The sequence below is a fragment of the Pseudoalteromonas sp. CO109Y genome (assembly GCF_004208935.1).
Lineage (GTDB): Bacteria > Pseudomonadota > Gammaproteobacteria > Enterobacterales > Alteromonadaceae > Pseudoalteromonas > Pseudoalteromonas shioyasakiensis.
Map to the genome: position 1 here is coordinate 316562 of NZ_SGPD01000042.1, position 26532 is coordinate 343093.

Annotated in this window: 24 protein-coding genes; 13 read left to right on the plus strand and 11 right to left on the minus strand. The window is 41.8% G+C overall.

What is annotated here, in order from left to right; translation table 11 throughout:
* Nucleotides 1-196: 196 nt before the first annotated feature.
* Nucleotides 197-2320, minus strand: coding sequence for a methyl-accepting chemotaxis protein (locus EXT43_RS19145; RefSeq protein ID WP_062565817.1), 2124 nt, complete (start codon nucleotides 2318-2320; stop codon nucleotides 197-199).
* Nucleotides 2321-2436: 116 nt separating this feature from the next.
* The gene (locus EXT43_RS19150; protein WP_130167686.1) at nucleotides 2437-3441 is read right to left on the minus strand and encodes an AraC family transcriptional regulator; all 1005 of its coding nucleotides are present in this window, start codon (nucleotides 3439-3441) and stop codon (nucleotides 2437-2439) included.
* 107 nt (nucleotides 3442-3548) lie between these two features.
* Here EXT43_RS19150 and EXT43_RS19155 point away from each other — a divergent pair, with 107 nt between their 5' ends.
* Together EXT43_RS19155 and EXT43_RS19160 are read left to right on the plus strand one after the other, a co-directional pair.
* The gene (locus EXT43_RS19155) at nucleotides 3549-4982 is read left to right on the plus strand and encodes a coniferyl aldehyde dehydrogenase (RefSeq protein WP_082710921.1); all 1434 of its coding nucleotides are present in this window, start codon (nucleotides 3549-3551) and stop codon (nucleotides 4980-4982) included.
* 25 nt (nucleotides 4983-5007) lie between these two features.
* On the plus strand, nucleotides 5008-6741 hold the full coding sequence (locus EXT43_RS19160; protein WP_130167687.1) for a GMC family oxidoreductase: 1734 nt from the start codon (nucleotides 5008-5010) through the stop codon (nucleotides 6739-6741).
* Between the two features lie 27 nt (nucleotides 6742-6768).
* Here the strand turns inward: EXT43_RS19160 and EXT43_RS19165 are convergent, their stop codons facing one another.
* On the minus strand, nucleotides 6769-7197 hold the full coding sequence (locus tag EXT43_RS19165; RefSeq protein WP_054562552.1) for an organic hydroperoxide resistance protein: 429 nt from the start codon (nucleotides 7195-7197) through the stop codon (nucleotides 6769-6771).
* Between the two features lie 123 nt (nucleotides 7198-7320).
* On the opposite strand from EXT43_RS19165, the gene EXT43_RS19170 reads away from it, so the two are divergent.
* From EXT43_RS19170 to EXT43_RS19195, 6 genes are all read left to right on the plus strand, one after another.
* Nucleotides 7321-7752 carry a MarR family transcriptional regulator gene (locus EXT43_RS19170; RefSeq protein ID WP_055197371.1) on the plus strand — a complete coding sequence of 144 codons (432 nt, stop codon included), beginning with the start codon at nucleotides 7321-7323 and terminating at the stop codon, nucleotides 7750-7752.
* 93 nt (nucleotides 7753-7845) lie between these two features.
* On the plus strand, nucleotides 7846-8859 hold the full coding sequence (locus EXT43_RS19175) for a zinc-binding alcohol dehydrogenase family protein (RefSeq protein WP_062565819.1): 1014 nt from the start codon (nucleotides 7846-7848) through the stop codon (nucleotides 8857-8859).
* A 972-nt stretch (nucleotides 8860-9831) separates the two neighbouring features.
* Nucleotides 9832-10062, plus strand: a complete 231-nt coding sequence (locus EXT43_RS19180; protein ID WP_054562555.1) for a helix-turn-helix domain-containing protein — start codon at nucleotides 9832-9834, stop codon at nucleotides 10060-10062.
* A 48-nt stretch (nucleotides 10063-10110) separates the two neighbouring features.
* Entirely contained in the window at nucleotides 10111-11454 is a 1344-nt protein-coding gene (gene astB, locus EXT43_RS19185) for an N-succinylarginine dihydrolase (protein ID WP_062565820.1), read from the plus strand.
* 3 nt (nucleotides 11455-11457) lie between these two features.
* On the plus strand, nucleotides 11458-11967 hold the full coding sequence (locus tag EXT43_RS19190) for a GNAT family N-acetyltransferase (protein WP_062565821.1): 510 nt from the start codon (nucleotides 11458-11460) through the stop codon (nucleotides 11965-11967).
* A 98-nt stretch (nucleotides 11968-12065) separates the two neighbouring features.
* Nucleotides 12066-13754 (plus strand): methyl-accepting chemotaxis protein, encoded by a 1689-nt coding sequence (locus EXT43_RS19195; protein WP_062565822.1) that lies wholly within the window; start codon nucleotides 12066-12068, stop codon nucleotides 13752-13754.
* Nucleotides 13755-13790: 36 nt separating this feature from the next.
* Here the strand turns inward: EXT43_RS19195 and EXT43_RS19200 are convergent, their stop codons facing one another.
* Entirely contained in the window at nucleotides 13791-14231 is a 441-nt protein-coding gene (locus EXT43_RS19200; protein WP_062565823.1) for a hypothetical protein, read from the minus strand.
* A 226-nt stretch (nucleotides 14232-14457) separates the two neighbouring features.
* Between EXT43_RS19200 and EXT43_RS19205 the strand changes: the two genes are divergently transcribed.
* Nucleotides 14458-15456 carry a DUF4382 domain-containing protein gene (locus EXT43_RS19205; RefSeq protein ID WP_062565824.1) on the plus strand — a complete coding sequence of 333 codons (999 nt, stop codon included), beginning with the start codon at nucleotides 14458-14460 and terminating at the stop codon, nucleotides 15454-15456.
* Nucleotides 15457-15502: 46 nt separating this feature from the next.
* Here EXT43_RS19205 and EXT43_RS20925 read toward each other — a convergent pair whose 3' ends face one another.
* Nucleotides 15503-16819 (minus strand): PAS domain-containing methyl-accepting chemotaxis protein, encoded by a 1317-nt coding sequence (locus tag EXT43_RS20925; RefSeq protein ID WP_062565825.1) that lies wholly within the window; start codon nucleotides 16817-16819, stop codon nucleotides 15503-15505.
* Nucleotides 16820-17013: 194 nt separating this feature from the next.
* Between EXT43_RS20925 and EXT43_RS19215 the strand changes: the two genes are divergently transcribed.
* Nucleotides 17014-18606: a carboxylesterase family protein gene (locus EXT43_RS19215; RefSeq protein ID WP_062565826.1), complete on the plus strand. Its 1593-nt coding sequence runs from the start codon at nucleotides 17014-17016 to the stop codon at nucleotides 18604-18606.
* A 33-nt stretch (nucleotides 18607-18639) separates the two neighbouring features.
* Here the strand turns inward: EXT43_RS19215 and EXT43_RS19220 are convergent, their stop codons facing one another.
* The 3 genes from EXT43_RS19220 to EXT43_RS19230 all read right to left on the minus strand — a co-directional run bounded on the left by EXT43_RS19220 (nucleotide 18640) and on the right by EXT43_RS19230 (nucleotide 21076).
* The gene (locus tag EXT43_RS19220) at nucleotides 18640-19359 is read right to left on the minus strand and encodes a Sir2 family NAD-dependent protein deacetylase (protein WP_062565827.1); all 720 of its coding nucleotides are present in this window, start codon (nucleotides 19357-19359) and stop codon (nucleotides 18640-18642) included.
* Nucleotides 19356-20378, minus strand: a complete 1023-nt coding sequence (locus tag EXT43_RS19225; RefSeq protein WP_062565828.1) for a kelch repeat-containing protein — start codon at nucleotides 20376-20378, stop codon at nucleotides 19356-19358. The genes EXT43_RS19220 and EXT43_RS19225 overlap by 4 nt, the downstream gene beginning before the upstream one ends.
* Before the next feature lie 68 nt (nucleotides 20379-20446).
* Nucleotides 20447-21076, minus strand: a complete 630-nt coding sequence (locus EXT43_RS19230; protein ID WP_062565829.1) for an NAD(P)-dependent oxidoreductase — start codon at nucleotides 21074-21076, stop codon at nucleotides 20447-20449.
* Between the two features lie 102 nt (nucleotides 21077-21178).
* On the opposite strand from EXT43_RS19230, the gene EXT43_RS19235 reads away from it, so the two are divergent.
* Nucleotides 21179-22063: a LysR family transcriptional regulator gene (locus tag EXT43_RS19235; RefSeq protein ID WP_062565830.1), complete on the plus strand. Its 885-nt coding sequence runs from the start codon at nucleotides 21179-21181 to the stop codon at nucleotides 22061-22063.
* Between the two features lie 45 nt (nucleotides 22064-22108).
* Complete coding sequence (locus EXT43_RS19240) at nucleotides 22109-22360, plus strand: TIGR03643 family protein (protein WP_062565831.1); 252 nt, start codon at nucleotides 22109-22111, stop codon at nucleotides 22358-22360.
* Nucleotides 22361-22392: 32 nt separating this feature from the next.
* On the opposite strand, the gene EXT43_RS19245 is transcribed toward EXT43_RS19240, so the two are convergent.
* Both EXT43_RS19245 and EXT43_RS19250 read right to left on the minus strand, forming a co-directional pair.
* On the minus strand, nucleotides 22393-23712 hold the full coding sequence (locus tag EXT43_RS19245) for a PAS domain-containing methyl-accepting chemotaxis protein (RefSeq protein WP_130167688.1): 1320 nt from the start codon (nucleotides 23710-23712) through the stop codon (nucleotides 22393-22395).
* Between the two features lie 108 nt (nucleotides 23713-23820).
* Nucleotides 23821-24075, minus strand: a complete 255-nt coding sequence (locus tag EXT43_RS19250) for a YfhL family 4Fe-4S dicluster ferredoxin (protein WP_062565833.1) — start codon at nucleotides 24073-24075, stop codon at nucleotides 23821-23823.
* Between the two features lie 272 nt (nucleotides 24076-24347).
* Here EXT43_RS19250 and EXT43_RS19255 point away from each other — a divergent pair, with 272 nt between their 5' ends.
* On the plus strand, nucleotides 24348-25979 hold the full coding sequence (locus tag EXT43_RS19255; RefSeq protein ID WP_130167689.1) for a tyrosine-type recombinase/integrase: 1632 nt from the start codon (nucleotides 24348-24350) through the stop codon (nucleotides 25977-25979).
* Nucleotides 25980-26057: 78 nt separating this feature from the next.
* Here the strand turns inward: EXT43_RS19255 and EXT43_RS19260 are convergent, their stop codons facing one another.
* The gene (locus EXT43_RS19260; protein ID WP_130167690.1) at nucleotides 26058-26249 is read right to left on the minus strand and encodes a hypothetical protein; all 192 of its coding nucleotides are present in this window, start codon (nucleotides 26247-26249) and stop codon (nucleotides 26058-26060) included.
* Nucleotides 26250-26532 lie beyond the last annotated feature (283 nt).

The window sequence follows — 26532 nt, forward strand, 5'->3', positions numbered from 1 at the left end:
GTCGCGGCATAAAGCCGCTGCTACCTTGTAGGCGTCACGCTTGCTTGGCGCGCGAAACGAAGTATTAGATACGAGTAACGAGATGCGAGCATGTAGCAGCGATTTTACATCGCGTTTTTCTCGAACCTCGTATCTCGTATCTCGCAACTAGCGCCTAGCGCCTAGCTCCTAGCTCCTAGCGCCTAGTTCCTTAAAACTATTTCGTCTTTAACTTATTCAACTCATCATCCTGTTGAGCAACGAGCGCATTGAGGGTTTGGCTACCATCTCCGGCTTGGGTAGATAACTCAGCTAGTTGCGATGCGGCATCTGAAATTAACGTCAGGTTGCGGTTTATCTCTTCTGTGACTGAGCTTTGCTCTTCTGCGGCCGTTGCAATATGGGTAATTTGCTGCGTGATTTCGTCCACTTTGACGACAACTTCGTGTAATGCATCAAATGCAACGGAGGTTTCATCTACCGCGGTTTGTGCACGCACAACACCTTGTTCAATTACTTTAGAAGCGTTACCTACTTCTAGCTGTAAGCTGTCGATTAGGCCACTGATGTCATCGGTTGATGAACGTGTTTTTGAAGCAAGTGCCCTTACTTCATCAGCCACTACCGCAAAGCCACGGCCTTGTTCACCGGCCCTTGCCGCTTCAATTGCTGCATTCAGTGCAAGTAAGTTAGTTTGCTCTGCAATTGTTCTGATCACATCTAAAATTTGTGTAATGTCGTTACTGCGAGCCGCGACTTTTTCAACCGCTTGATTGGCCTCTTTGATTTCATCTGACATGGTTTTAACTTGGGTAACCGCAGACGACAAGCTCGATTCACTGCTCACCACAAGGCTGTTTATTTCATCAGCTTGTTGCGCTGACTGCTCTGAGGCTCTTGCCACTTCAAGGGCTGTTGCGCTCATTTCATTCATGGCGGTCACAACACTCTCAATCTCTTGGAACTGCGCTTGAACGTTGTGCTTAGTATCAACAGCAACACTAGTTGCTAAGTGGGCCTGCTCTTTGGTTTGCGTTGATACATTTTTAAGCTCACCAATTAAATCTCGTAATTTAGCAAGAAACGCATTAAAGCCAGTTGCCAATGCGATTAGCTCAGCGTGAGTATCAACATGCAAGGTTTGAGTTAAGTCACCTTCAGCACTGGCAAGGTTATCAACGCGCTGTTGAATTTGCTGTAGTGGTGCCACAATTGTGCGGATCACTAAGGTCATGATAACAAAGGCTGCACCAGCAATAATAATACCTGTAACCAAGATTAAACCGCCTAGTGTATTGGCATTTTCACTCATGCTATTTGCCAGTGCATGCGGCCCTTCAAGGGCAAGCTCAGCGGGTACTTCAATCAATAAGTTCCACTGTGTTTTCGCAAGCTTAATGCTAATTGGGTAGTTAACTAAATACTCATCACCAACTTTAAATACACCACTTTGTTTTTTCGCTTTTACGTAATTGTCTAAAATGCTTTTAGTCACCGCCTCTTTTAACGGTCTGCCTAGCTTATCTTTGTAATGGCTACTACCAACCACTAAATCGAGTGAACTTAGCAAGGTAACGCGGGCTTTACCGTTATACAGCTCTTTTGAGAGCTTTTCGGTCATGCTTTGAAATACAGGCAATGTTAAATCAACCCCAGCAACACCTATAAATTCGTTATCACGAAGAATGGGCACAGTTAGAGAGGTCATCATTTCAGAGTAACCCGGGGTGATTTCGTATAAGTAGGGCTCCATTATACAAGGCACTTTGGTGTCTTTTACACACAAGTACCACTCAGCTTCCCGCTGGCCAAATTCATTGAGCGTATCCACATATTTTTCAGCTACATCGTCAACCACTTGTTGCTCAATTACGCCGTCTCGGTTGCGCGTGAAATAAATTTCTAGTGTGCCAACGCCTGCTACAGAATGATCATACCCGCTGATAAAATTAGCATCACGGCCATCAAACGCATTTGCTTCAAATTGCGAGTAGATAGATGAAAGAATATCATTTTTTTGTAATAGAGAGCGATTCAACTCAACCACAGCATCGCGGGTTAAGGTAGCTGCCGCATCGTTGTCACCTAAGATAGCGGCAAATGAATAAGGCACTCGGTACGCTTCATTAATAAACCCAGCAACTTGTTCACCATATGCGGCGGCATTTGAAGCGAGTTTATCCTCCACCTCTGCAACAATCAACTTTTCTGATTGCGCAGCTAACTGCTGGTTGCTGCTTGACAGCTGCCACCATAAAACACTTGATAAAACAAACACAGTAATAAAAATACTGCCTACCGTAAGCCATAATAACTTTTTCGCTAATGCTAACTGCCGCATCGACATTTCCTGTTTTTATTGTAGGTTTGCTAATAGTTTAGACCATTTGCATGACTACACAGGGACAATTAGAAAAAAAGTATGAAGTTTTGCTGTAATTAAGCTGCTTTGTTAAGTTAGCGCAAGTTATGCTGCCATTCGGTGGGTGACATACCAAACCATAACTTAAAGCGACGACTAAAAATCGACAGCTCCGCATAGCCTAAACGCAGTGCTAAGTCGGTCATATTGATATGCTTTTGTTGTAATAGCCGCATTGCCTCTGACTTTCGTACTTCGTCCAACAATTGCCGATAACTGGTGTTATGCTCAGTTAATATTCGCTGCAGCTTTTTGGGGTGTAGCCCTACACTTTTCGCGGTATTTTCTTTATTACACTCACCGGTTGCTAGCAACATTTTCATCGCACTTTCTATTTGCAGCATTTCATCGGGGAGTTTATTAAGGCGTTGTAGCTCAAGTTGGTCGGCTATTAGGGTGTCTAAAATGGCATCATTGAGCTGGGGTTTATAGGATAAAAATGCGCTTGAAAAGTAAATCGCATCAACGTCACTGTTAAACTCAACCTCGCAATTAAGCACTTTATTAAATAATGGCCGCTGTTTCACCGCCACAGATTGCCGTAAACACACTTTATCGGCGCGCCATTTCGGGCCAACTAATTCTTTTAATATTTTATTGACCAAACACACTGCCAACTGAGATTTTTGCTCAAACTCGTGTTTTTCGTCAGAGAGTCGGACAAAACGTACCTCACAACTCGTTTGCCCAAGCAGGGCAAGGTTTAGCACAATACCTTCAGCATGCAGGTATATGTATTTTTGGGCAACATTAAGGGCATCAAGAATCGTAGGTTGGCGCGACATGTAAGCACCAATCAAGCCTACCGTACTCATACTTTGTGATGCGCCAAGCTTTAAGCCAAAACATGGCTCATCACACGCTTGAGCAGCAAGCTCAAGTAATTCAAGGTAATGAGCGTAAACAACAAAGCTGTCTGGGTCGCGTAACTGTGCGGGTAAAATACCTGCTTTCTCCAACAAAGTAATTGGATTTACACCATATTGCCTCACTAAATTCTCAAACCCAGCTAAACTAGAAGAGCGAATTAAACTTTCCACGCAGTGTGCCTTTTGTCCTAAAGAGTCATTTCAGTGTCCTAAAAAGTCAAATCAACTGCAAGCGATTTATTTATGCTAGAACAAACTCTGACAAACAGAACTTACAGATGAACATTGCCACAAAACCAGTAAGCATCGATAGCATTTTAATGGCCGACTTAGTTGCGCAGCGCAGCCATGCCAAAGCAGCAGGTATTGAAAACTACCAGCAAAGACGTGAACACTTACTTGCGTTAAAAGCCATGATTACTGAGAACCAAGCACGTATTATCGAGGCCATTAATCAAGACTATGGTAATCGCTCTCGCCATGAAACCTTACTTGCCGAAATCATTAATGCCTGTGCAGATATCAATAGCACTTTAAAGCACCTTAAAAAGTGGATGAAAGTGCAAAAGCGACATGTTGATCACCGTATGTATTTAGGGGCAAAGAACCGAGTTATTCCCCAGCCGCTTGGTGTTGTAGGGTTAATTGTGCCATGGAATTTCCCGATAAATTTAGCCTTTAGTCAATTAGCCGCAGCATTTGCAGCAGGTAACAAGGCGATGGTTAAAATGTCTGAAAACTCTCGGCATTTAAGCGCGCTTTTAGGCGAGCTAGTGGGCAATTATTTTAAGCCCGAAAAGCTGCAATTTTACTGTGAGACTGGTGAAGTAGGCATAGCCTTTTCAAAGCTTCCCTTTGATCATTTAATGTTCACAGGCTCAGGTGAAACCGGCAAAAAAGTGATGGCTGCAGCGGCGCAAAACCTAACGCCTGTAACCCTTGAGTTAGGAGGTAAATCTCCTGCTGTGATTGCTACTGATTACCCGATGCAAAAAGCTGTTGAGCGCATCATGTATGTAAAGCAAATGAACGCTGGGCAAATTTGTACCAATGTTGATTACGTATTTGTGCATCAGTCTCAACTTGCGCTATTTATCGATACAGCAACTCGCTGGGCGAAGAAACATGTGCCAGATATCAATAGCCAAGATTACACAGCCATTATTGATGACCGCGCATTTAAACGCCTTACAAACTGTATTGAAGAAGCCAAACAACTTGGCGCTGACGTCATCACTCTCAGCGACCAAGTGGCAGATGCCAACACGCGAAAACTGCCTCTGACATTAATTTTAAACAGCAATGACAGTATGAGCATTGATACCCGCGAGACTTTTGGACCTATTTTAATGGTAAAAACCTATCAAGACTCGCAGCAGGTCGTTGATTATATTGCAGAGCGAGATAGACCTTTAGCGTTTTACCCGTTTAGCTACAACAAACAGCTTATTAACTTTTATATTGAGCAGGTGATGTCGGGGGGTGTAAGCGTTAACGATGCCCTGTTTCATGTCGGTCAGCACGACTTACCTTTTGGTGGCGTAGGTGCCAGTGGTATGGGGCATTACCATGGCTATGAAGGCTTTTTAACCTTTTCAAAATTACGTCCGGTGTTTTATCAAGCCAAGTTTTCGAGCGTGAAATTTTTAATGCCGCCTTACGGCAGGTTTGCCGATAAGCTTTTAGCCTTTTTAAGTAAATTAAATTCATAATAATAAACACCAACAGGTGATAATAATGCAGCAACACACATTTGATTTTGACCAAATTATTATAGGCTCTGGATTTGGCGGCTCTGTGAGTGCGCTTCGCCTAAGCGAAAAAGGCAACCGAGTTTTAGTACTCGAAAAAGGCCTACGCCGCGACGATAAAGAGTTTCCAAAAACCAACCTAGATATCAAAAACTATATGTGGCAGCCAGAAATTGGCCTAAAAGGCTGCATTCAATTTTCGTTTACCAGCAAAGTCACTGTGCTGCATGGTGTGGGTGTGGGTGGTGGTTCACAAATTTATGCCAATGTGCACCTTATTCCTGATGATGAGGTCTTTCAATCTCCAGCCTGGACACGAATAAAATCAGACTGGAAAGAAAGCCTAATGCCCTACTATGGCCTTGCACAGCGCATGTTAGGCAGTGCCAAAAATACCTATACCAATGTTGCCGATCACACATTAAAAGAGATTGCAGAGCAGATGGGTCAAGGTGACTCGTTCAAAACCGTGAATACCGGGGTGCTTTTTGCAAAACCCGGCGAAGCCTATAACAAAGAGCTACCCGACCCATACTTTAATGGCGATGGTCCAAGGCGAAATACCTGCCATTACTGTGGTAGCTGCATGATTGGTTGTCGCCATAATGCCAAAAACACCTTGATGAAAAACTATTTGTACTTTGCCGAACGCAATGGCGTAGAGATAAGACCCAGCTCTGAAGTAATCAAAATCACCCCGCTCAATGCGGATGGCAGCGCCGGATACAAAATTAAGATTAAAGATACCAGTCATCGCAACAGCCATATTTATACGCTAACAACACGTGGCGTTGTGCTAAGCGCAGGGGTCATGGGCACCGTGCCTTTGCTTTTAAAAATGCGCGATAAAGACAAAACATTGCCCAATATTTCAGCTTGGCTTGGTCAGCAAATTCGCACTAATTCAGAAACCCTCACCACCGCGAACAACACTACTAAAAAAGTTGATGATGGCGTTGCGATCAGCTCATTTATTTCGGTCGACAAAGACACCAATATTGAAATTTGCCGGTTTAGAGAAGGCGCCGATGGCACATGGCTTTATTTACCTTACGTTCCTATGGTGACTGGAAAAGGCCTCAAGCGTATTGTTAAGTTCTTAGTGAATACACTGCGCCATCCAATAAAAACAGCTAAAGTATTGCGGCCAAAAGGTAAAGCCCGCAGCTCGATTCTATTTTTGGTGATGCAAAAATCCGAGGCGTTTATTCACCTAGAATGGCGACGTAAATGGTATCGCTTATTTAAAAACGGCATTACTGCGGTGCAAAAAGACAATGACACGCCGCTTAGCGTTAGTTTTCCAAAAGCAGAAGAAGCAACCAAACTCTACGCCGAAAAACTCGGTGGCGTGCCGGGGTCTGCCTTATCTGAAGTGCTATTTGGAGCACCGATGACGGCGCATATAATGAGTGGAGTCGCCATGGGAACTGATGCCTCTAACGGCGTAGTTGATAGCTCCGGAGAAGTGTTCGGCTATCAAAACCTACGAGTTATTGACGGCTCAATCATACCGGGTAATTTAGGGGTAAACCCATCATTAACCATTACCGCATTGTCGGAATATGCAATGAGCCAAGTGCCGGTATTCGATGCAGCCCGAGCAAGCAAGATAAAACCAATAGAATTTAGTGAACCACGCGAAGGCCTAGTATCTGCGCTTACGGGTTCAGGTGATTTAGCAAAATCGATTGCTGAAAAACAAAAAAGCCGTGCATAAAGCACGGCCTATTTTGATAAATAGCGATTAGATAACTGATAACTCTACAGCAATGTTACCGCGTGTAGCGTTTGAGTATGGGCATACTTCGTGCGCTTTATTAACAAGTGCAAGAGCGGTGTCTTTATCAAGATCACCTACCGATACCGCAAGCTTAACAGCAATACCAAAACCACCTTCAATAGGACCAATAGATACTTCAGAGTTAATATGAGTATCAGCTGGTAATTTAACTTTTGCTTGGCCAGCCACTAACTTTAATGCACCGATAAAACAAGCCGCGTAACCTGCAGCAAATAATTGCTCAGGGTTTGTACCTTGACCATCATCACCACCTAACCCCTTAGGAGTTGATAGTGCCACATCTAAACGACCATCATCTGATTTTGCTGTGCCTTCACGGCCACCTGTTGCTGTTGCTTTTGCTGTGTATGCGACGCTTTGTAGTTCTTTCATGATTACTCTCCTAATTGAGTGAAAATATATTTTGCATGCAAAATATATTAGATCAGCTTTTTCGTGATTGCAAATACTTTGCATGCAAATTAAAATACTCGTATTGAATTTTGAGGATCGAGTATGAAATACCCACAACTAAAATTAGATAACCAGCTATGCCATCGCTTATATATGGCATCGAATGGGATTGCCCGTGCGTATCGAGATTCTCTCAATCAATTAGATTTAACCTACCCGCAATACGTAGTGATGATGGCGCTGTGGGAAAAAGATCAGATCAGCATTGCTGAATTACTTGAAAAAACTGCCATTGATGGGGGTGCGATGACGCAAATTTTGAAAAAAATGAGCGATAAAGCATTGTTGTCGATCACCAAAGATAGCCAAGATAAACGCAAACGACTCGTGCAGCTCGAAGCCAAAGGCAAGGCGATGCAAGATCAAGCTGCCGATATACCGTCGCAAATTCGTTGTCGCTTCCCAAGCATTAACGAACAACAAGCACTGCAACTGATTGAATTACTCGATTTAGTAAATAGTGACCTCAATTAACAAAAATTATTTGAAAGTGAATTTGGATTACACCGCTTTTTAATAAAACAAGATGCGCTATAGTGTTCAAAACTCATCAATACGGACACCATCATGAAAGCATTTGGATACACAACAGCAACCCCAACGTTATCGGACTCATCACTACAAGCGATTGAATTACCTGATCCCGTTGCCACAGGTCACGACATTCTTGTAGCCGTAGAAGCAATTTCAGTAAACCCTGTTGATACTAAAATTCGCGCTAATTTGTCACCAGACACTGGCTACAAAGTTATTGGCTGGGATGCAGTGGGAACCGTTAAAGCTGTTGGCGACAAGGTTTCGTTATTTAATATCGGTGATCGTGTGTTTTATGCTGGCGACTTAACGCGCCAAGGTAGTAATGCTGAGCTGCAACTTGTTGATGAGCGCATTGTTGGTCTTGCACCAACAAGCCTTAGTAATAGTGAAGCAGCCGCCCTGCCCTTAACCAGTATTACTGCGTGGGAGTTATTGTTTGACCGTTTACAAATTGAAAAATCTAAGAACAATAAGCCAGCCTCTGTATTAGTGATAGGTGCCGCAGGTGGTGTAGGCTCAATTTTAGTGCAGCTTGCCAAACAGCTTACCAATTTAACCGTAGTTGGTACCGCCGCACGAGAAGAAAGCGCCAACTGGCTTAAAGATTTAGGTGTTGATCATGTGCTTGATCATAGCAAAAACCTTAACGAGCAACGTCTTGCGGCCGACCTGAGTGAATTTGATTACGTAGTGAGCTTAACGCACACCGACCAACATCTAGATAGCATTATGGAAGTGATCAAGCCACAAGGTAAATTGGCACTGATCGACGACCCTGCAAGCTTTGATATTTTAAAGTTAAAGCGTAAAAGTATTTCGTTGCATTGGGAGTTTATGTATACCCGCTCAATGTTCCAAACCGATGATATGATTGCCCAGCATCAGCTTCTTTCTGAGCTCTCGACCTTAGTTGATAGCGGCACAATCAAAACAACATTGGGTGAGCATTTAGGTAAGATAAACGTAGCAAATCTTATTAAAGCCCATAGAATTTTAGAATCTCATAAAGCTCGCGGAAAGCTTGTGTTGGAAGGGTTTGAGTAACGAGTTGCGAGGGGAAAGTTAGCGAGATTAAAGCTACGAGAGGAAAGTTAGCGAGAGTAAAGTTTCGAGAGTAAAGTTTCGAGAAGCGAGGTGCGAGCATGTAGCAGCGATTTTACATAGCGTTTTATTCTCGTATCGCCCCTACCTCACCAATATCGCGGCATAAAGCCGCTGCTACCTGTAGGCGTCACGCTTGCTTGGCGCGCGAAACAAGTTTCACGCCTACGTCCAAGGTTTTACTTTTGTGTAGTGGTTAATTATTCATGACTAAAGTCATTCCTACGAGAAATAGATACGAGCTTGTAGCAGCGATTTTACATCGCGTTTCATTCTCGAATCGCTCCTACCTCACCAATAACGCGGCATAAAGCCGCTGCTACCCGTAGGCGTCACGCTTGCTTGGCGCGCGAAACAAAAATTAAGATTCAAGTTACGAGATACGAGGTGCGAGATACGAGGTGCGAGATACGAGAAGCGAAGTGCCAGCTTGTAGCAACGATTTCACATCGCGTTTTATTCTCGTATCCTCCTACCTCAACCATGTTGCGGCATAAAGCCGGTACTACCTGTAGGCGTCACGCTTGCTTGGCGCGCGAAACAAAAAATTAAGATTCAAGTTACGAGATACGAGGTGCGAGCATGTAGCAGCGATTTCACATCGCTTATTTTCTCACTCAACAATAATAACACGCATCATTAAAGTGCATTACAACACTTGCCTTTCACTATTTTAGTGCCTGATATCAGGGACGCCCTTACCGCCTAACATTAACCAATTGATTTTTAATGCATTTAAATTTAATAAAGGTTTGGCACAGATCTTCCAATAGTGAGTATGAACTGGCACTAACAAGGAGACTAACGTGACTAACTTCTTTCACACTCTTTATCTACTTTGGCGATTAGACATCAGCACATGGCATATGCATGAAGCAAACGATCCGCATAATGTCGCTGATTTGGAGCGTCGCTATGTTAAATAATGACCCCGCATTTATTGAAGCGCTTAAAAAAATTTCGGTTCATCAACTGACAATCACTGAAGCGTCTGAGCAGTACGACATTCCTAAGCGTGTGTTATACAAAGCCGCACGACAGCAACAAGTTAAACAGAACAAACAAAAAGCGTATTTAATTGCCACTCAGAAGCGCCTTCAACAAAGTCTACGTAATGTAGAAATGGAGTTAGCTAGCTTCAGCTAAATAACTTCTGTATGGTTAAAATACATGCACAATAATGATGGATTAAGTATGCACGCAGTAGAAGTAAACTTTGATGGCTTAGTGGGGCCTACTCACAATTACGCGGGATTATCGTATGGCAATGTCGCTTCACTAAGTCACGCCTCTTCGCATTCGAACCCCAAAGAGGCCGTGCTACAAGGCCTTGAAAAAATGAAGGCAATGCACGAGTTAGGGCTAGAACAAGGTATTTTTGCACCCCATGCTCGCCCCGACATTAATGTGTTAAAGCGTTTAGGCTTTACAGGCAGCGATAGTCAAATTATTGAAAAAGCATTTAAAGCCGACCCTGTTTTACTGCGAGCTTGTTACAGTGCATCGGCCATGTGGACAGCCAATGCTGGCACTATTTCGCCTTCAGTCGATACGCTTGATGGCAAAGTGCACTTTACGGCTGCTAACTTAAATAACAAATTTCACCGCTCGCTAGAGCCCGTTACAACTACGGCTTTATTAAAAGCCATGTTTAACGATGAGCGTTACTTTAGCCATCATGCGCACTTGCCTGATCAAGGTTTTTTTGGTGATGAAGGCGCCGCAAATCATAATCGATTATGCGATAGTCATGCAGATTCAGGGCTTGAGATCTTTGTTTATGGTGCAAGTAGTTTTAATAGCGCCTTGCCAAAGCCCGTTAAATTTCCTGCAAGACAATCTCTTGAAGCTTCGCAAGCAATTGCCCGTTTACATCAGCTAAAGCCAGAAAATCAGTTATTTATTCAGCAAAACCCTGATGTGATAGACCAAGGTGTCTTTCATAACGATGTAATCGCAGTGGCCAATGGCAATGTACTTCTATGCCACGAACAAGCGTTTTTGCATCAAGCTGATACGTTAAAACAAATTAAACAAGCTTATATTGGCAACAAGCCACTCCATATTATTGAAGTGCCAACAAATAAAGTGAGCATTACAGATGCTGTAGGCAGCTATTTATTTAATAGCCAATTAATTACCTTAAGTGATGACAGCATGATGCTGGTTACACCTAAAGAATGTCAGCGTAATCAAGCTGTTCACGATTACATTCAAGAAATGATTTTGGCTGACAACCCAGTTCAGCAAGTGCGCTTTTTTGACTTGCGCCAAAGCATGCAAAATGGCGGTGGCCCTGCTTGTTTACGCTTGCGTGTTGCGCTCAATACTGACGAACTCGCAGCGGTCAATCCGGGTGTGCGATTCAGCGAAGAAAAATATAACCAATTAGTGAGCTGGGCTAATAAGCATTACCGTGACTCGTTAAGTAGCGACGACTTTGCCGATCCAATGCTTTTAACCGAAAGCTACCAGGCACTTGATGAGTTAACTAGCTTACTTAACTTAGGCTCTGTGTATCCATTTCAACAAGAATAAATAATGAAAATTAAAGCAGTACACTCTATTAAAGGGGTGTCTAAATCACTCAATAGTTTACTGATTGATAGCGTTGCCAGTGGCGCATCAATCGGCTTTATAGCTCCGCTATCATTACAGTCAGCACATGACTACTGGCAAGGGGTCGATGGCGATTTAGCAACGCCTTACCGTAGGCTTTACCTTGCCCTTGATGGTGATACGGTGATTGGCTCAGTGCAGCTTTCTTTGTGCGCTAAAGCCAATGGCGCTCACCGCGGCGAGGTAGAAAAGCTCATGGTACACAGCGAATATCAAGGCAAAGGAATTGCAAAACAATTGATGAATAGCCTAGAAACCGACGCCCGTATCTTAGGAATTCAATTACTCGTACTTGATACCCGCCAAGGTGACACTGCTTCATATTTGTATCGAAAACTCGATTACATTGAAGCTGGCACGATTCCTGGTTTTGCGAAAAGTTCCTCCGGTGAATTTGACGCAACGGTGTATTTTTATAAGCAGGTCGCCTAGATCTGCTTTTATAGCCAATTGATATAATCATAAAGTCGACTAATAAAAATCTTTAAACGTACTAAACTAGTACTGCGGATTTTTATTAGGAGCGATAAATGGCGCTATCAATACAGCAACGGGTACTCTTTCTAGCCCTACTTCCCCCCCTACTCATTGCAATTATGCTGACACTCTACAACTATGTGCAGTCAAAACACAGTGGTGCACAAACCGTTGAAAGTTTTGCTACACAAATGGAAAACGACCGAAAGGCCGAGGTCAGTAACTATCAAAAAATTGCCATGAGTTCGATTGCTCATCTCATCGCACAAGATGATGGCTCTAATACTGAACAGCTGCAAAACCAAGCAAAAAGTATTTTGCGAAATTTGCGTTTTGATGATGCTGGCGATACAGGTTATGTGTTTGTTTATGATGTAAAAGGGATCAATATTGCCCATGGCGTTAACGCCTCACTTGAGGGTAAAAACCTTTATGATTTTAAAGATCCTAATGGGGTTTATCTGATACGAGAGCTGATTGATGCTGCGAAGAAAGGCGGTGGTTATGTGCAGTATTCTTGGAAAAATACCAACGGCAGTGTAAACCCTAAACTCGGCTATGCCGCTTTGGTACCAAAATGGAATTGGGTGCTCGGAACCGGCTTTTGGATCAGTGGCCTTGAGCAACAAGTTGCAGTAACAGAACAACGGGTTAATGAAGGTATCGATAATGCCTTTATAAACACAGTTATCGCTTCAATATTCGCAGTTGCAATTACCGCAGCGATTGCAGTGGTGGTATCGCGCAGTATTACTAGCCCACTGCACACAACCGTACTCGCAATGAACGATATATCACAAGGTGATGGCGATTTAACCCAGCGTTTAATGGTGAAACGAGACGATGAGCTTGGCAAGCTTGGCAGCTCGTTTAACCGCTTTGCTGATGACGTTGGTAAAATGGTTATTGATATACGCCAATCATCGCAATCGATGAATCAAGCGTCACACAAACTCAACGAGCTACTTGCTAACATGCACGCAGGTATTAATCGCCAACATGAAGAAAGTGAGCAAGTTGCAACCGCAATAAACGAAATGTCGGCGGCGTCAATGGAAGTTGCCCGCAGCGCCCAAGAGGCCTCAACCGCTGCTGAACATGCCGATCATTTAGTAAAACAAGCTAACAATCAATTACTGATTGCTATAAAGGTGATTAATGGCCTTGCCAAACAAGTTGATGAAGGGGCTAATGCGGTGGATCAGCTTAATCAACAATCGAGTCAAATTGGTAGTGTGCTTGATGTGATCAGAAACATTGCCGAGCAAACTAATCTACTGGCACTGAACGCGGCTATTGAATCTGCCCGAGCAGGTGAAGCGGGTCGTGGTTTTGCAGTGGTGGCTGATGAAGTGCGAACTCTAGCAAAACGCACGCAAGATAGTACTCATGAAATAGAGGCAATGATTGAGCAAGTACAGCAAGGAACAACAACTGTAAATAGCATTATGCAGTCAATCAAATCTGGCAGTGCAACCAGTGTTAATGAGGCAGGCGAAGTCGAAAAAGCGCTTAATGAAGTACTGCTTTCGGTTAACACCATCACATCACAAAATGCACAAATTGCCACAGCCGCTGAAGAGCAAACGTCAGTGTCTGAAGCGATTAATCAAAACATGACGACCATTGTCGATATTGCTAACAAAACCGCTAATGATACCGATGTAGCAACGTCATACATGCATGAACTAACAGACACGGCAACGCAGTTAGAACAAAATGTAAGCCGTTATAAAACCTAATAACTGATTGATGGTTAGGCAGGCATTGCAGCCTGCTTAACAAAAATCATTGGTCTTTTGTAAGTTCTTTAACCAATCGAACAAATCATTATCGTAGCGCTTTAGACGCTGTTGATGTTTGTCATTAAGGCTATAAAAAGGCGCAATACAAATATACTTTTCGCCCATAATAAGTACTAAGCGCAAACCAAAAAATGAGTAATGGTGAATAAACTGCACTTGTCTTGCATGCATATGACGGCATTGTCCAAATAAATTACGGTAATGCACACCATGGCGACACACCGTTAAATTACGCTTTGAATTAAACACCAACAGCGCTAATAGTAATGAAACAGTGCACAGTAAAAAACTAAAAAGTAAGCTGCTCACTTCTGATGAGCTATAAATGAATCCCACAAATAAGATTACGTTAAATGCAGCTAGCAGTGCCCATCCCCTAAACTCATAGCGCTTTTCTAAATCAATGACCTTCATTTTTGTTCCTAGATTTTTATTTTTTGCGATGGTGTCAGCAAAATGTGGAAGAAAAATGGATTTACCTAAAAGCACGCTAAATTAGCATTTATTTTATTCTCACTTTCAGCTTGTTACATAAAAGGTACAAAGGTGTTGATCGAAACTTATCATTAGCAATTCAAGTTACATTAAGTTTTAGTTATTACACTATTAGTAAATTTTTAGAACACAAAGGGAAGAAATGATGAACTTTAAAACTACATTACTTAGCAGCGCCGTTTTATTTGCACTTGTTGGTTGTGGCTCAGATGACGACAAGAACGATTCGGTTGATCCTCAGCCGCAAACTGCACAGTTCACGTTAGGTGTGTCTGATGCACCTGTAACAGGTTTAAAAGCTGTAAATGTTGTGTTTGATTCAATCACATTGAAAACCCAAGGTGGTGAAGAGTTCACTTTTGAGACCCGTGAAGATGATGATGAAACCATGCCTGAAATGGTTAATTTATTAGACTACACAGGTGATGATGTATTTTCTTTATTAGAAGATGAAGAAGTAGCTGCGGGTGAATATCAATGGATCCGTGCAGATGTCATCAATGGTGACACAAACGATTTAACCATGACTTCGCATGTTGTTTACGAAGATGACAGCATTGCACCACTGGTTGTTAAACGTAAAGGCAACGATGGTATCGGTGAAATTCAACTTGATGGTTTTACCCTAAACCAAGCTGGTAACGAGTTTGTTATTGAATTTGACCTTAAAAAGTCACTAGTTGATCCACAAAATAGTGATGAGATCTTCTTAAAACCACGCGGTGTTCGCTTAGAAAACCTTGCTGAATCTGAAGATATCGAAGGCACTGTAAGCGATGTACTTATCGCTAACTGTGAAACTGATAATATCGATATCGCACTGGAAGATGGCTCATTCGGTCATGCTGTTTACTTATATAGCAGCGATGTTGAAATGCCAATGGACAACTATGAAGTTAACGAAGATGAAACACCATTAGATGCACCTCTTGCAACGGCGGATGTTGTTTTCGATAGCGAAGATAACCAATACGAATTTGAACTTGCGTTCATTCAACCTGGTGATTATCAACTTGCTTATACCTGTGCAGCACATATCGATGACGTTGAAACGCAAGACGAAGCATTTACGCTTTATCAAGTAAAACCAATTACAGTAACATCGGGTGAAGACTTAGACGTGTCTTTCACTGTTTCTGAATAATATTGGCATACCCCATCAAAAGCCCGCACTGCGGGCTTTTTGTTGTTTATAATGTATCGTAACGAATAATTACTTCGGATATTTGATCCACCACTTTATCCGCACCGGTTTTAATGTCTTCCATGATCATGCTGACTTCTTCAACATTTTGCTGAGACTCGCCAGACAGAGCTTCGATTTCTTCGATAAGAGCCGTCATTTTTGCTGCGATTTCTTGCGTCTTACCAATTAAGCCTGATATTTCACTGGTCGACACAGAAGTACGTTGCGACAAATTTCTTACTTCATCGGCAACCACCGCAAAGCCGCGGCCATGCTCCCCGGCTCTGGCAGCTTCAATCGCTGCATTTAAGGCAAGTAAGTTTGTTTGCTCTGCGATGCTATTAATGGTGGTTACAATTTCACCTATTTGTGATGACTGCTGCGCTAAAACATCCGACAGTTCGCGGGTTTGATGAACCTGCTCGCTCACTTTTTTTGAAGACGCAACACTACTTAAAATTCGCTGCTGACCATTAGTCACGACTTGCGAGGTTTCTTCAGACGTGTGGCCGGCATTTTCAGCTGCATGTTTAACTTCTTCGGTGCTGTTAACTCTGGCAGTGACATCAGATGCAAACTTAATGATCTGCGTCACTTTACCCTGTTTATTAAAAATAGGGTTATAGGTTGCCTCTAAGTAAAGCGGGCTGCCATCACGTTTTTTACGAGAAAATTGCCCAGAGAAAATGCGCCCGTTAGCAAGCTCTTGCCAAAAGTTGGGGTTCTTTTGATAAAAGTCGTCATAACAAAACAGTTTGTGATGCTGACCTTGGATTTCAGCAAGACTGTAACCTACAACATTTAAGAAATTATCATTTGCAGAAATAATATGACCATCCGGCGTAAAGCGGATCATCGCGGTGCTTTTATTAACGGCATCATAGATTGCCGACATTTCATCAAGTTTTTCGACTTCTTTAGTAATTTCTGAAGCGAACTTAATTGCACAGCGCACCTTGCCATCATCACCGCGTACCGGAAAGTAGGTTGCACGCAGCCAAATATTTTCGCCGGCACCATTTATGCGCGAGAAAACCCCTGACTTTGCTTGGCCTCTAGCAATATCTTGCCAAAACGTTTGATACTCTTTTGAGCTGCTATATTCAGGCGCACAAAACTTACTATGATGCTGACCAATAATATCGCCAGCTTGCACTTTCATTGTTTTACAAAACAAATCATTGGCTTCGAGAACAGTTCCATCTGGTGTAAATTCGATATAAGCAATATTTTCTCTGATCCCAGCTAAATATTGCTGACTTTTATCAACATCATGCTGCAAGGCATCAATGAGTTGATCTTTATTTTTACTAAACCACATTGAAACACCAGTTATTAGGGTAGTTAAATAAATATTAGCTCAGTAGCACAAGAAATAGAATTACAAAATGGTTCTTTTTTCTTAATGATTAACAGGTTAACCAACTGCCAGTTCTAACACTCAAGCGCTTTCTTCTTAAACATTGAGCAAATATATAATATTATAAGCCTTACCTAAACAGCCTAGGCTTTGTTATGACCTCGCGTATTCTCAAATCGATTTTTTACTCATCTTTTCTATTAGGCTCTGCTGTATTTTTGCAAGGCTGCCAAGAACAACCTCAATCAGATCAAATCGCCGTCACTGGCGGGCTTATCCAAGGGCAAAAAGAAGGGCGTTTTATTGCCTATAAAGGCATTCCGTATGCTGCACCTCCGGTGGGAGAGTTACGCTGGCGAGCACCAGAGCCTGTGCCTAAGTGGCAAGATGTAAAAGTACTTAACGATTATGCGCCTGACTGTATGCAAAAACCATTTGCAGCCGATGCAGCACCGCTTACAACAACCCCTTCGGAAGATTGCCTTTATTTAAATGTATTTAAACCCACTAAACACAGCGATACCCCTTACCCTGTTGTGGTTTGGATACACGGTGGTGGCTTTGTAAACGGTGGCGCATCACCCGCTGTTTATTCAGGTGAGAGCTTTGCTAAACAAGGGGTTATTTTTGTTAGCTTTAATTATCGCCTAGGCCGATTTGGCTTTTTTGCGCACCCTGCTCTTAGTCGTTTTGAGAACGATGCACTGGGCAACTACGCTTTAATGGATCAAATTGCGGCTCTAGAATGGGTTAAACAAAATATCGCTCAATTTGGTGGTGATGCTGCAAAAGTAACACTCATGGGTGAATCTGCGGGGGGCGCATCGGTACATGCGATGATGCAAACCCCTGCTGCTAATGGCTTATTCCAGCAAGCGATTATTATGTCAGCAGGCGGACGAGAGCTTTTTAAGCAGTTGCCTCTAACTAGTGATGATGACACCGTATTAAGCGCCGAAAAAATTGGCGAAAACTTTGCCAAGCAACACACCATTTTAGGCAGTGATGAAAATGCCCTTGCTGCACTACGTGAGTTATCTGCCGAAGACGTGGTTGATGACCTAAATCTGAGCACATTAAACCGACAAAATGATGTTGAACCTACGTACGTTGGCGGGCCAATTATTGATGGCACCATCATCAATTCGGCGACTGAAGCGCGCTTGAGTAAAGGCACATTTAGCCATGTTGCGACCATGGTTGGCACAACAGATATGGATTTAGGCTTTGCTAATTTTGCTTCTAAAGAGGCGTTATTCGCAAGTTTTGCTCCACACAGTACACAAGCAAAAATGACTTACGATGCAAGCGGCGAAACGCCATTGCCTTTACTCAATTACCAAGTTGGTCAAGATGCTTTAATGCAAGAGCCTGCAAGGTTCGTTGCAAAACGTGTGACAGATATGGGGAAAGATGCCTTTTTGTATCGTTTTGGTTATGTGGCGCAAACCTTAGATAAACCTGGTGCAGAGCACGCTAGCGAAATTCCATACTTTTTTAATACTGTGGCAGCGAAATATGGTCATGTCACCACTGAGCAAGATAAGCAAGCCGCTAAAATAGTGCACCGTTATGTGACGAATTTTATTAAATTAGGCACACCAAATGGCCCGGGTTTACCGACTTGGCAAGCATATAAAAATGATGAATCTTTTATACTGCAAATGAGTAAATCAGGGACTGCAGAGTTTTTACCGGATCCCTTACAAGCAAGGTTAAACATCACAGAAACAAAAGCTGAAAATTAATCAAATAAGGCGCTTAATATAAGCGCCTTATTTTTACCCTTGCTGCTGAACATACTCAAGTGCAGTCATTTTGTGATATGTCACATTAGGATGAAATACATGAGTAGGATCTGGGTCAACCACTTCAATTGGCGTGCCTTGACTGCGTGCAATATCGAGTGCCATTTGGGTAATATTGACGCTAAATGAGGTGCCAATAAAGACGATTTTATCGGCATCAAGCATACGCTGTTGCGCCTCAGAGATTCGATAAAGCTCAGTGTAGTATTCGTCAAATAACAACACGTAAGGCTTAAACGACTCGTTGAGCTTGGGGCTTTCATTAATAATATTGAACACCTCAAGTAGTGAGTGGTGGAGGTTGTCTTCGTTGACTTTATCCCACGGCGCGTTAAAAGCCATTACATCGTCACCTTGATGGTGAAACAGTGTCATTTGATCTAAACGACCATGAATCGCAATAAAGTCAGTGTTACCTGCTTTACCATCAAGGCCATCGATATTTTGCGTAATGAGATTTTTATCACTCAACCAATGATGCACCTCATTGGGACCGTGATGGCGATAGGTTGCAAAACGATGATAATACCAAGCTAAAAATTCGCGGGGATTATTTTCGTACATAGCACGCGTTGCCATTTCCATCGGCGTATAATTTTTGCTGCCAATGGTCCAATAACCATCCTCGCCACGAAAGGTCGGTATACCGCTAGCGGCACTCACTCCCGCCCCTGTAATATAGAGTGTATTCATAGAGATAACTTTACCTTGTAACCAAGTGCATCGGCTGTCACTTGTTGATTATTATCCATACCACCAAGACGATACAAACTTCCTTGGTGCTCTAATAAACCTCGATGATCCATGCTCGCGGTACCGGCTTTTGGCATCACTTGCCACGTGTTTTTATCAACATCAAAGCGCCAAACATGATCACTCGCTGGCGCTGGTTTACCATCGTACCCCATACCATTGTAGTTATATGGGTTATCAGAGCCGCCCATCATATAAATGTCGCCATTAAAACTGGTTGCTGCCATACGGTAATGGGCAACACCTGTTGGGTGTGGCACGGTACGCCAATCTATCTTTAATGGGTTATCAGCATCAATCGTACCTTTTAAGCACTGTGCAACCGCAGCGAAAGAACGGCGTTTATCAGCATTCGCCTGTGTTTTAACGCCATCACATACCAATATAGTGTTTCCACTAATTGCCGCCGCTTGGCCAAACACCGGTTGACCTAAAAATGGCGAAGCCTGTTGCCAAGTATCCGTTTGCGTATCATACACTTGTACTAAGTTAACATTGCCATCGTTATGCCAACCACTGACTAAATAGATATAACGCTGCTGGTACGAAAGCGCCACGCTGTCATCCACCGGCACTGGCATATTGGCCAGTTGCGTATATGAATTAGAGAGCACATCATAGCGATATACATCGGGTGTAGAGATTTCTTGATGATCGGCGCTAACGGTATACCCACCAAATACATAGGCATGTTGACCCACACCCACCGCAGTACTCGCCAAGCGGCCACTAAGAGGCAACGTACTTGGTACGGCTTTAGCTGCTTGCCACGCCTTATCGCCCACTTTAAGGACCCACACTTTATTGTGAACATCTGTATGTGCTTTGCCTGAGCTCAAGCCCATAAAGCTTAAAAAGTATGCTTGTTCATCAATAACAACTTTGGCTACAGCGTTGTTCGCGACGGGTTCAGGTAAGGCAGGTATGGTTGCAAGTGCAATAGAAAATAACAGGCTCATAAATTAAATAGGTAACTTAACACATCGCTAAAGAATACCATTTTATGAGCCTGAAGAAAGGCTCGCTATTAGTAAGCAATACTAATACGTTGATTTAAATGAGCTGCCGATTGTGCTTCATCAAGCATCGCTTTAGCATAATCAGTGACTGATATTTTGCTTTCGCCGTTTGCATCAGTAAAGAAGCTGTCGCCACCAACACGGTACGGGCCTTCTGACTCACCTGGGTAAATGACCGCAGCTGGTGATACAAAAGTCCAAGCTGTATCTGCTGTTGATGCTCTAAATACATCAAGTGCTTCACCTTGAGCTATGGCTTCTGCTTTGTATTCAGCAGGAAAGTCTGGGCTTGATACCAGTGTTACACCAGGTGCCACTTCTAAGCTACCTGCACCACCCACCCATAAAATGCGTGTGCCTGTACCTGCAAGCGCGTTTAATAATTGCTTTGCTGTGTTTGCAACAATTTCATGGTTACCTAAAGCACGACCACCAATTGCCGCAATAACAACATCACTACCTGCAGCTGCAGTTGCGATATCGTCTTTTGTTAAATCAAATTCAGTCACAGTAACGTTATCTTGAGTTACTTTACTTACGTCTCTAACTAATGCATTTACTTGATGACCACGTGCGATTGCTTCTGAAGTAATGTGGCTGCCAATCCAACCTGTTGCGCCAATAACTGCTAATTTCATGAGGAATTCTCCGTTGTTTGTTTCAATGATTGCAGTTTACTTGTTCACTAATTACTGATAAATACACTAAATAGATACACATTGTTTCACTTTAAGATACCAATGGATAAACTCAATTCAATTACTAGCTTTGTCGAAGTTGCCCGTACAGGCAGTTTTACTCAGGCTGCAGAGCATTTAGGTTTAAGCCGATTACAAGTTTCTAGACATATTCAAGATATTGAAAAGTGGCTAAATTTAAGATTGTTTCATCGTACAACACGCAAAGTAAGTTTAACCCTTCAAGGCGAAGAAGCCCTTAGCTATTGCCAGCAAATATTAAATCAAGTATCTGATTTACAAAGCCGAGCGCATAGCCATAACAACGAATTAGTGGGTACTATTCGCGTTGCCTCACCGATTGGGCTTGGCCAACATAAACTGTTTGATGCCATTAAAGAGTTTACCAAACGCCATCCACAGACGCGCTTTGAACTGTTACTTTCAGATAGTTTATCGCAGCTGGTTGATGACCGCGTTGATATCGCTTTGCGCTACATCCACCAGCCTGACGAAGGTCTTATTGCCCGTAAGCTAATGTATATCGCAACCGCCGTATGTGCTTCTAACGATTATTTAGCTGCGAACCCACCGATTAATGAGCCGAGTGAATTATCTGTTCACAATTGCCTTGTTCATAACAAACACACTATTTGGCAATTTCAACACGACGACAACACACAAAAAGTCACGGTTAAGGGCAACATTGTTGCCAACGATATGGGCGTACTTTTAAAAGCAGCAAAACAAGGAATCGGGGTAGCTCACCTACCATGTGATCTCGCCAATGACTATTTGGCATCAGGTGAGCTTGTAAAAGTACTGCCAGAGCACACTACTATGGGCTCTCACTTATGGGCGGTGTACTTATCGCGTAACTTCCAACAAAATGTGGTGAGAGCGTTCATCGACTTTTTAGCAGAGCACTGGCAACACGATATCTTATAATCTAAACCTGCTGCAAATACGTATAGGCTATAAAAAGGAGCCGAAATGCAGCACTTAGATCATGAAATATCACGCATCATAGAGATGGCGTGGGAAGATAGAACCCCGTTTGAAGCAATAAACCAACAGTTTGGATTAAACGAAAAAAACGTTATCGCGCTAATGCGTGAGCAATTAACACCTTCGAGTTTTAAACTTTGGCGAAAACGCGCAGCGGGTAGGCAAACCAAACACTTAAAACTACGCCATCCAGATATATCCCGTGGTTATTGTAAAACCCAATATAAACATAGATAGTTTACTCGGCTTAAAACCTAGTATGAAAAAGATTACTGATTCAGTTGATTAGCAAATTGCCCTACTGCATCAACCACTTGCTGGGCACCGTGCTGTATGTCTTCCATCACTTGACCAGACTCATTTGATAAAGACACGCCTTGTTCAGCTTTCACCTTACCTTGCTCAATAACCTTTACTGTATTTTGCGTAAGTGACTGATTATTATTTACCACTTCAACAATTTCTTCGGTGGCTTTTGAGGTTCTTGAAGCAAGCTGTCTGACTTCATCAGCAACCACCGCAAAACCTCGACCTTGCTCACCGGCACGAGCGGCTTCAATTGCTGCGTTTAGCGCCAGCAAGTTCGTTTGCTCCGCAATGCTACTTATACTTTGCACAATGGCTGCAATTTGTTGTGACTGTTTATCAAGAGCTGAAATCTCTTGGGCTGCTTGCTCCATCTGCTGGGCTAATTCATTCATCACCGTCATGGTGTTTTGTAACACCTCAGCCCCTTGTTGAGCCAGTTTATCGGTCTCAGTTGATGTGCCATACGCAATTTCGGCCGCTTGTGAAATTGCCTGTTCACGCTTAACTTGCTCAGTGATCACAGTGGCAAACTTCATCACTTTGTAAAGCTCACCAAAATCATTTGAAATGGGGTTGTATGAAGCTTCAAGCCACACTTCATTGCCATGACGGTCAACACGTTTAAAGCGATCAACAACAAACTCACCACGCTTTAAGCGCTGCCAAAACTTCTCATACTCAGCTGACTCAGCAAGTTCAGGCTCACAAAACATACTATGATGCTTGCCAACGATCTCATCTTTTTTATAACCCATACTCTCTAAAAACGGTTCATTTGCGTTAATAACCTTGCCCTCAAGGTCAAACTCAATAACCGCCATCGAGCGATAGATAGCATTAATAGTATCGCGCTGTTCACGAGAAGTAGAAATTGCATCGGTAAGCACAGTGCCGTAAATAGCAAAGTAATTAAGTTCGCCTTGCTCTGTGTGTACCGGGTGTGCAATCAAACGGAGCCACTCAAGCTTGCCATCATAGCGAGTTATTTGTAAGTGCCCTACTCCATGCTGCTGATTTTCAATGGCGTTTTTTAAGTCTTTAAATTGGTCAGTATTTCGAGATTGTTCAGTAATAATATCTTGGAAGGGCGAGTCAATTAGCTGGTTGTGCGAGTAGCCTAATTCATCTAAAAAGTTCTGGTTAATATAAGCCATCGTGCCATCAGCACGCAGCCTAAGCACCAACATCTCTTCATCAATACCCGAAGTGAGATCTTTTAGCGGATAAAGCTCAGCTTTTAACGCATCAATTTCAGCTTGTAAGGATTTACTAAACCACATAAAACGCCCTGATTTTTTATTAACGTGTTGTTGTTCATAAAATTGTAGAACAATTAACGCAGGGCGCTACTTTAAAATAAGGAAAAAGAATTAAGAAAAGTAATTTAACTAAGAAACTTGAGAGGTCAATTTAACGTATTTCTCAGCCAGCTCATCTAAAGTTTCACGATGATTTGGATCTGGCTTAATGCAATCAATAGGACACACACTCACACATGTAGGATTATCGTAATGTCCAACACACTCAGTGCATTTATTTGGATCTATTTGATATATCTTCGCGCCCATATATATAGCCTCATTCGGGCACTCAGGATCACACATATCACAGTTAATACATTTGTTATTGATGAGTAATGCCATATCTATGTTTTTCCTATAAAAACTCTTTATTTACTAGGGCTGTAGTACGATTAAGTCTCAAAAAATAAAGCTCAATAAAACTCGATTAGCTCAATAAAACTCGTTGAGGTTCAGCTCCCGTAACACAAAAATGTAACACAAAAAAATAAGTTACATTTTCAAAAATCTTAAAATTTGTTACCAGACGAACTTATTTTATCATTCTTGCTGACATGTGTATGCACATCTCTCAAATAACACTAACTTACTGTTAATAAATAGGTTTTAATTAAATGAGTAAATTTTTGAATGAGGTAACTATGGATGAGTACTCGAAGGCACAAGAAAAATGGAAAGCAATCGAAGCACCTTTTACAGCAACCACTCTCAGATCTTGTGTTACAGCTGCAAAGTCAATAATAAACTACCGATTAAATGAGCATAAAAACTCAAAAAGCAGTAAGTCTCCAGAAAAGCGCATGACTAAATATGAGCCGAGCAATAACTTGCGGATTGTTATTAACGTAAATGGAAATGTTTCTATTTATGCGCACTTCCCAAGAAACCCTGGTTTAAAAGGTCAAAAGCTTGGTGAGTTTCCTCAACTCCAATTAGATGTAGCTCGACAAAAGGCTAATAATATTAAAAATGATACTTTCGATGAGTTCAGTATAGAGTATGTATTTAGGGCATTTGAGCAGCAACTTAAAGACAGAACCAAGAGAAACCCAGAGGGGTTCCGAGAAAATTCGTGCAATACCTATTTAGCGAGAGTTAAGAAGTTAAGGTCCTATTTCAAAATCGATGGACCATTTTCAAATCTAACTGCAGGTGAGTTAGAAACTATTTTAGATGAGATTATCGAAAAAGAATCTAAAGGGTATGCAAACGAGCTATATGCAGCTATGAAAAATATATGGCGCTTTGCTGCAAACAAGTATAATTACGGTCAAAACCCACTGCTCAACATTGATAAAAGCTACGTAACTAAAGCAGCTGGCCTACCCTCACCTTGTAATGCATATACCGATATAGATTCAATTGCAGAGCTGTGGATTAACTTAGAGAACTGTCGAAGTATTCACCAAAAGAATATTGTTAGATTTATGATTCTAACAGGTGTCAGACCTATAAATGCAAGATTACTTCGGTGGGAGTGGTTCGACTTACCTACTTTTCCAACACTTATTACATTTCCAGCCGATGCTATGAAGGGAAAAAAAGAGTTTAAGTTACCTGTTAGTAAAGAAATGAGGGCCATTTTTTTAGAGCAGTATAATTGGATGCGACAAAATAAAAACAAGTGCAATGATGAATTTGTTTTTTTGCGGCCAACGAACCCCAAATTACCATTCGCCAAAAGGTCAGTTGATAAAATAATAAAGGACTATAGCCCCATAGATGCTATAAAAGGCAATGTTGAAAAAATCAATGTAAAAGGAAGTAATGGGGCTTTCTGCACAATGTGCAGAAGTTTTGCGAAATCTAATATCAAAGATATTCTAATCAAAAGTGGTTATCGAAAATTGGAAGCAGAGGCAATCTCACGTTCGCTTCTTCATCATATAAGAAAAACAGATGACCCTAATGGTGAGAGCTATGATAAGTCTGATGAGCTATATCAAACAGATACAAAACTAAAGTTTGATGCACTAAAACTACACATCTACAGCATTATGTCTAAGGTCAAATTATTGAGTGCTCAACCACTTCGGGAAACTCGTTTAGAAAAAGAGCAAGCTGAAAGAAAAGTAGCTAATAATGCTAAAGATAAAATTCGCTTAAAAATTCGCTCCAAATACAATAAAAGCGAATATTCGCAGTTTATGAGCCGCTATATTGGAAATAATACAATTAAAAATTTAATACTGACCAATGTTGGGCGAACTCAAGTAGAGCAATATCTTGATGAGCTGGGCTTGTAGTTGTAATTTACCAAATAAAGAGCCACAAAACTATGTAAGTGGCTCTAATTTAAAGTGTTATGATTCAAATAAAATTTATTAACTTACATCAGCTTTATTGGCATATTTAAAAGCTAATACAGATTCTTTGCAGTAAGTAACATTTTTATGCGAGTAACGAAATACAACAAGTATATCTCTATTTTTATGCTCTTTAGCATATCGCTTAAATGTTGATGTACCTATATTTAGAATCTTAGCAGCTTCTGCTGCCCTTATTTCTTCAGTCATTTAAAACCTAATAATTATAAGCTAAAAACAATGCCTAAATATGCTTTTTAAAGCAAATCTAAGCCGCTCTCATGTTTGAATTATCTACCTCGAGAAAAAGGTTACATTTAAAAAACTACTGTGTATACAGGTAATTACGATACCAATCGGAAGCTGGTGATTTTAAATGGAAAAAAATAAATCTATGAATAAATCGGTACTGGTCAGATCAGTTTAAAGCTTAAATATCAAGCAAAACCAGTTCAAACGCACATTATTTAACCTTTTATGGTTTATAAAAAAA

Bases quoted from the DNA above. Each gene is read 5' to 3' on its own strand.
- EXT43_RS19255 (WP_130167689.1), top strand. From the start codon at position 24,348: ATGAGTAAATTTTTGAATGAGGTAACTATGGATGAGTACTCGAAGGCA.
- EXT43_RS19220 (WP_062565827.1), bottom strand. From the start codon at position 19,359: ATGAATACACTCTATATTACAGGGGCGGGAGTGAGTGCCGCTAGCGGT.
- EXT43_RS19200 (WP_062565823.1), bottom strand. From the start codon at position 14,231: ATGAAGGTCATTGATTTAGAAAAGCGCTATGAGTTTAGGGGATGGGCA.
- EXT43_RS19225 (WP_062565828.1), bottom strand. From the start codon at position 20,378: ATGAGCCTGTTATTTTCTATTGCACTTGCAACCATACCTGCCTTACCT.
- EXT43_RS19230 (WP_062565829.1), bottom strand. From the start codon at position 21,076: ATGAAATTAGCAGTTATTGGCGCAACAGGTTGGATTGGCAGCCACATT.
- EXT43_RS19165 (WP_054562552.1), bottom strand. From the start codon at position 7,197: ATGAAAGAACTACAAAGCGTCGCATACACAGCAAAAGCAACAGCAACA.
- EXT43_RS19175 (WP_062565819.1), top strand. From the start codon at position 7,846: ATGAAAGCATTTGGATACACAACAGCAACCCCAACGTTATCGGACTCA.
- EXT43_RS19190 (WP_062565821.1), top strand. From the start codon at position 11,458: ATGAAAATTAAAGCAGTACACTCTATTAAAGGGGTGTCTAAATCACTC.
- EXT43_RS19260 (WP_130167690.1), bottom strand. From the start codon at position 26,249: ATGACTGAAGAAATAAGGGCAGCAGAAGCTGCTAAGATTCTAAATATA.
- EXT43_RS19240 (WP_062565831.1), top strand. From the start codon at position 22,109: ATGCAGCACTTAGATCATGAAATATCACGCATCATAGAGATGGCGTGG.
- EXT43_RS19195 (WP_062565822.1), top strand. From the start codon at position 12,066: ATGGCGCTATCAATACAGCAACGGGTACTCTTTCTAGCCCTACTTCCC.
- EXT43_RS19180 (WP_054562555.1), top strand. From the start codon at position 9,832: ATGTTAAATAATGACCCCGCATTTATTGAAGCGCTTAAAAAAATTTCG.
- EXT43_RS20925 (WP_062565825.1), bottom strand. From the start codon at position 16,819: ATGTGGTTTAGTAAAAATAAAGATCAACTCATTGATGCCTTGCAGCAT.
- EXT43_RS19245 (WP_130167688.1), bottom strand. From the start codon at position 23,712: ATGTGGTTTAGTAAATCCTTACAAGCTGAAATTGATGCGTTAAAAGCT.
- EXT43_RS19170 (WP_055197371.1), top strand. From the start codon at position 7,321: ATGAAATACCCACAACTAAAATTAGATAACCAGCTATGCCATCGCTTA.
- EXT43_RS19235 (WP_062565830.1), top strand. From the start codon at position 21,179: ATGGATAAACTCAATTCAATTACTAGCTTTGTCGAAGTTGCCCGTACA.
- EXT43_RS19155 (WP_082710921.1), top strand. From the start codon at position 3,549: ATGAACATTGCCACAAAACCAGTAAGCATCGATAGCATTTTAATGGCC.
- EXT43_RS19250 (WP_062565833.1), bottom strand. From the start codon at position 24,075: ATGGCATTACTCATCAATAACAAATGTATTAACTGTGATATGTGTGAT.
- EXT43_RS19215 (WP_062565826.1), top strand. From the start codon at position 17,014: ATGACCTCGCGTATTCTCAAATCGATTTTTTACTCATCTTTTCTATTA.
- EXT43_RS19160 (WP_130167687.1), top strand. From the start codon at position 5,008: ATGCAGCAACACACATTTGATTTTGACCAAATTATTATAGGCTCTGGA.
- EXT43_RS19145 (WP_062565817.1), bottom strand. From the start codon at position 2,320: ATGCGGCAGTTAGCATTAGCGAAAAAGTTATTATGGCTTACGGTAGGC.
- astB (WP_062565820.1), top strand. From the start codon at position 10,111: ATGCACGCAGTAGAAGTAAACTTTGATGGCTTAGTGGGGCCTACTCAC.
- EXT43_RS19205 (WP_062565824.1), top strand. From the start codon at position 14,458: ATGAACTTTAAAACTACATTACTTAGCAGCGCCGTTTTATTTGCACTT.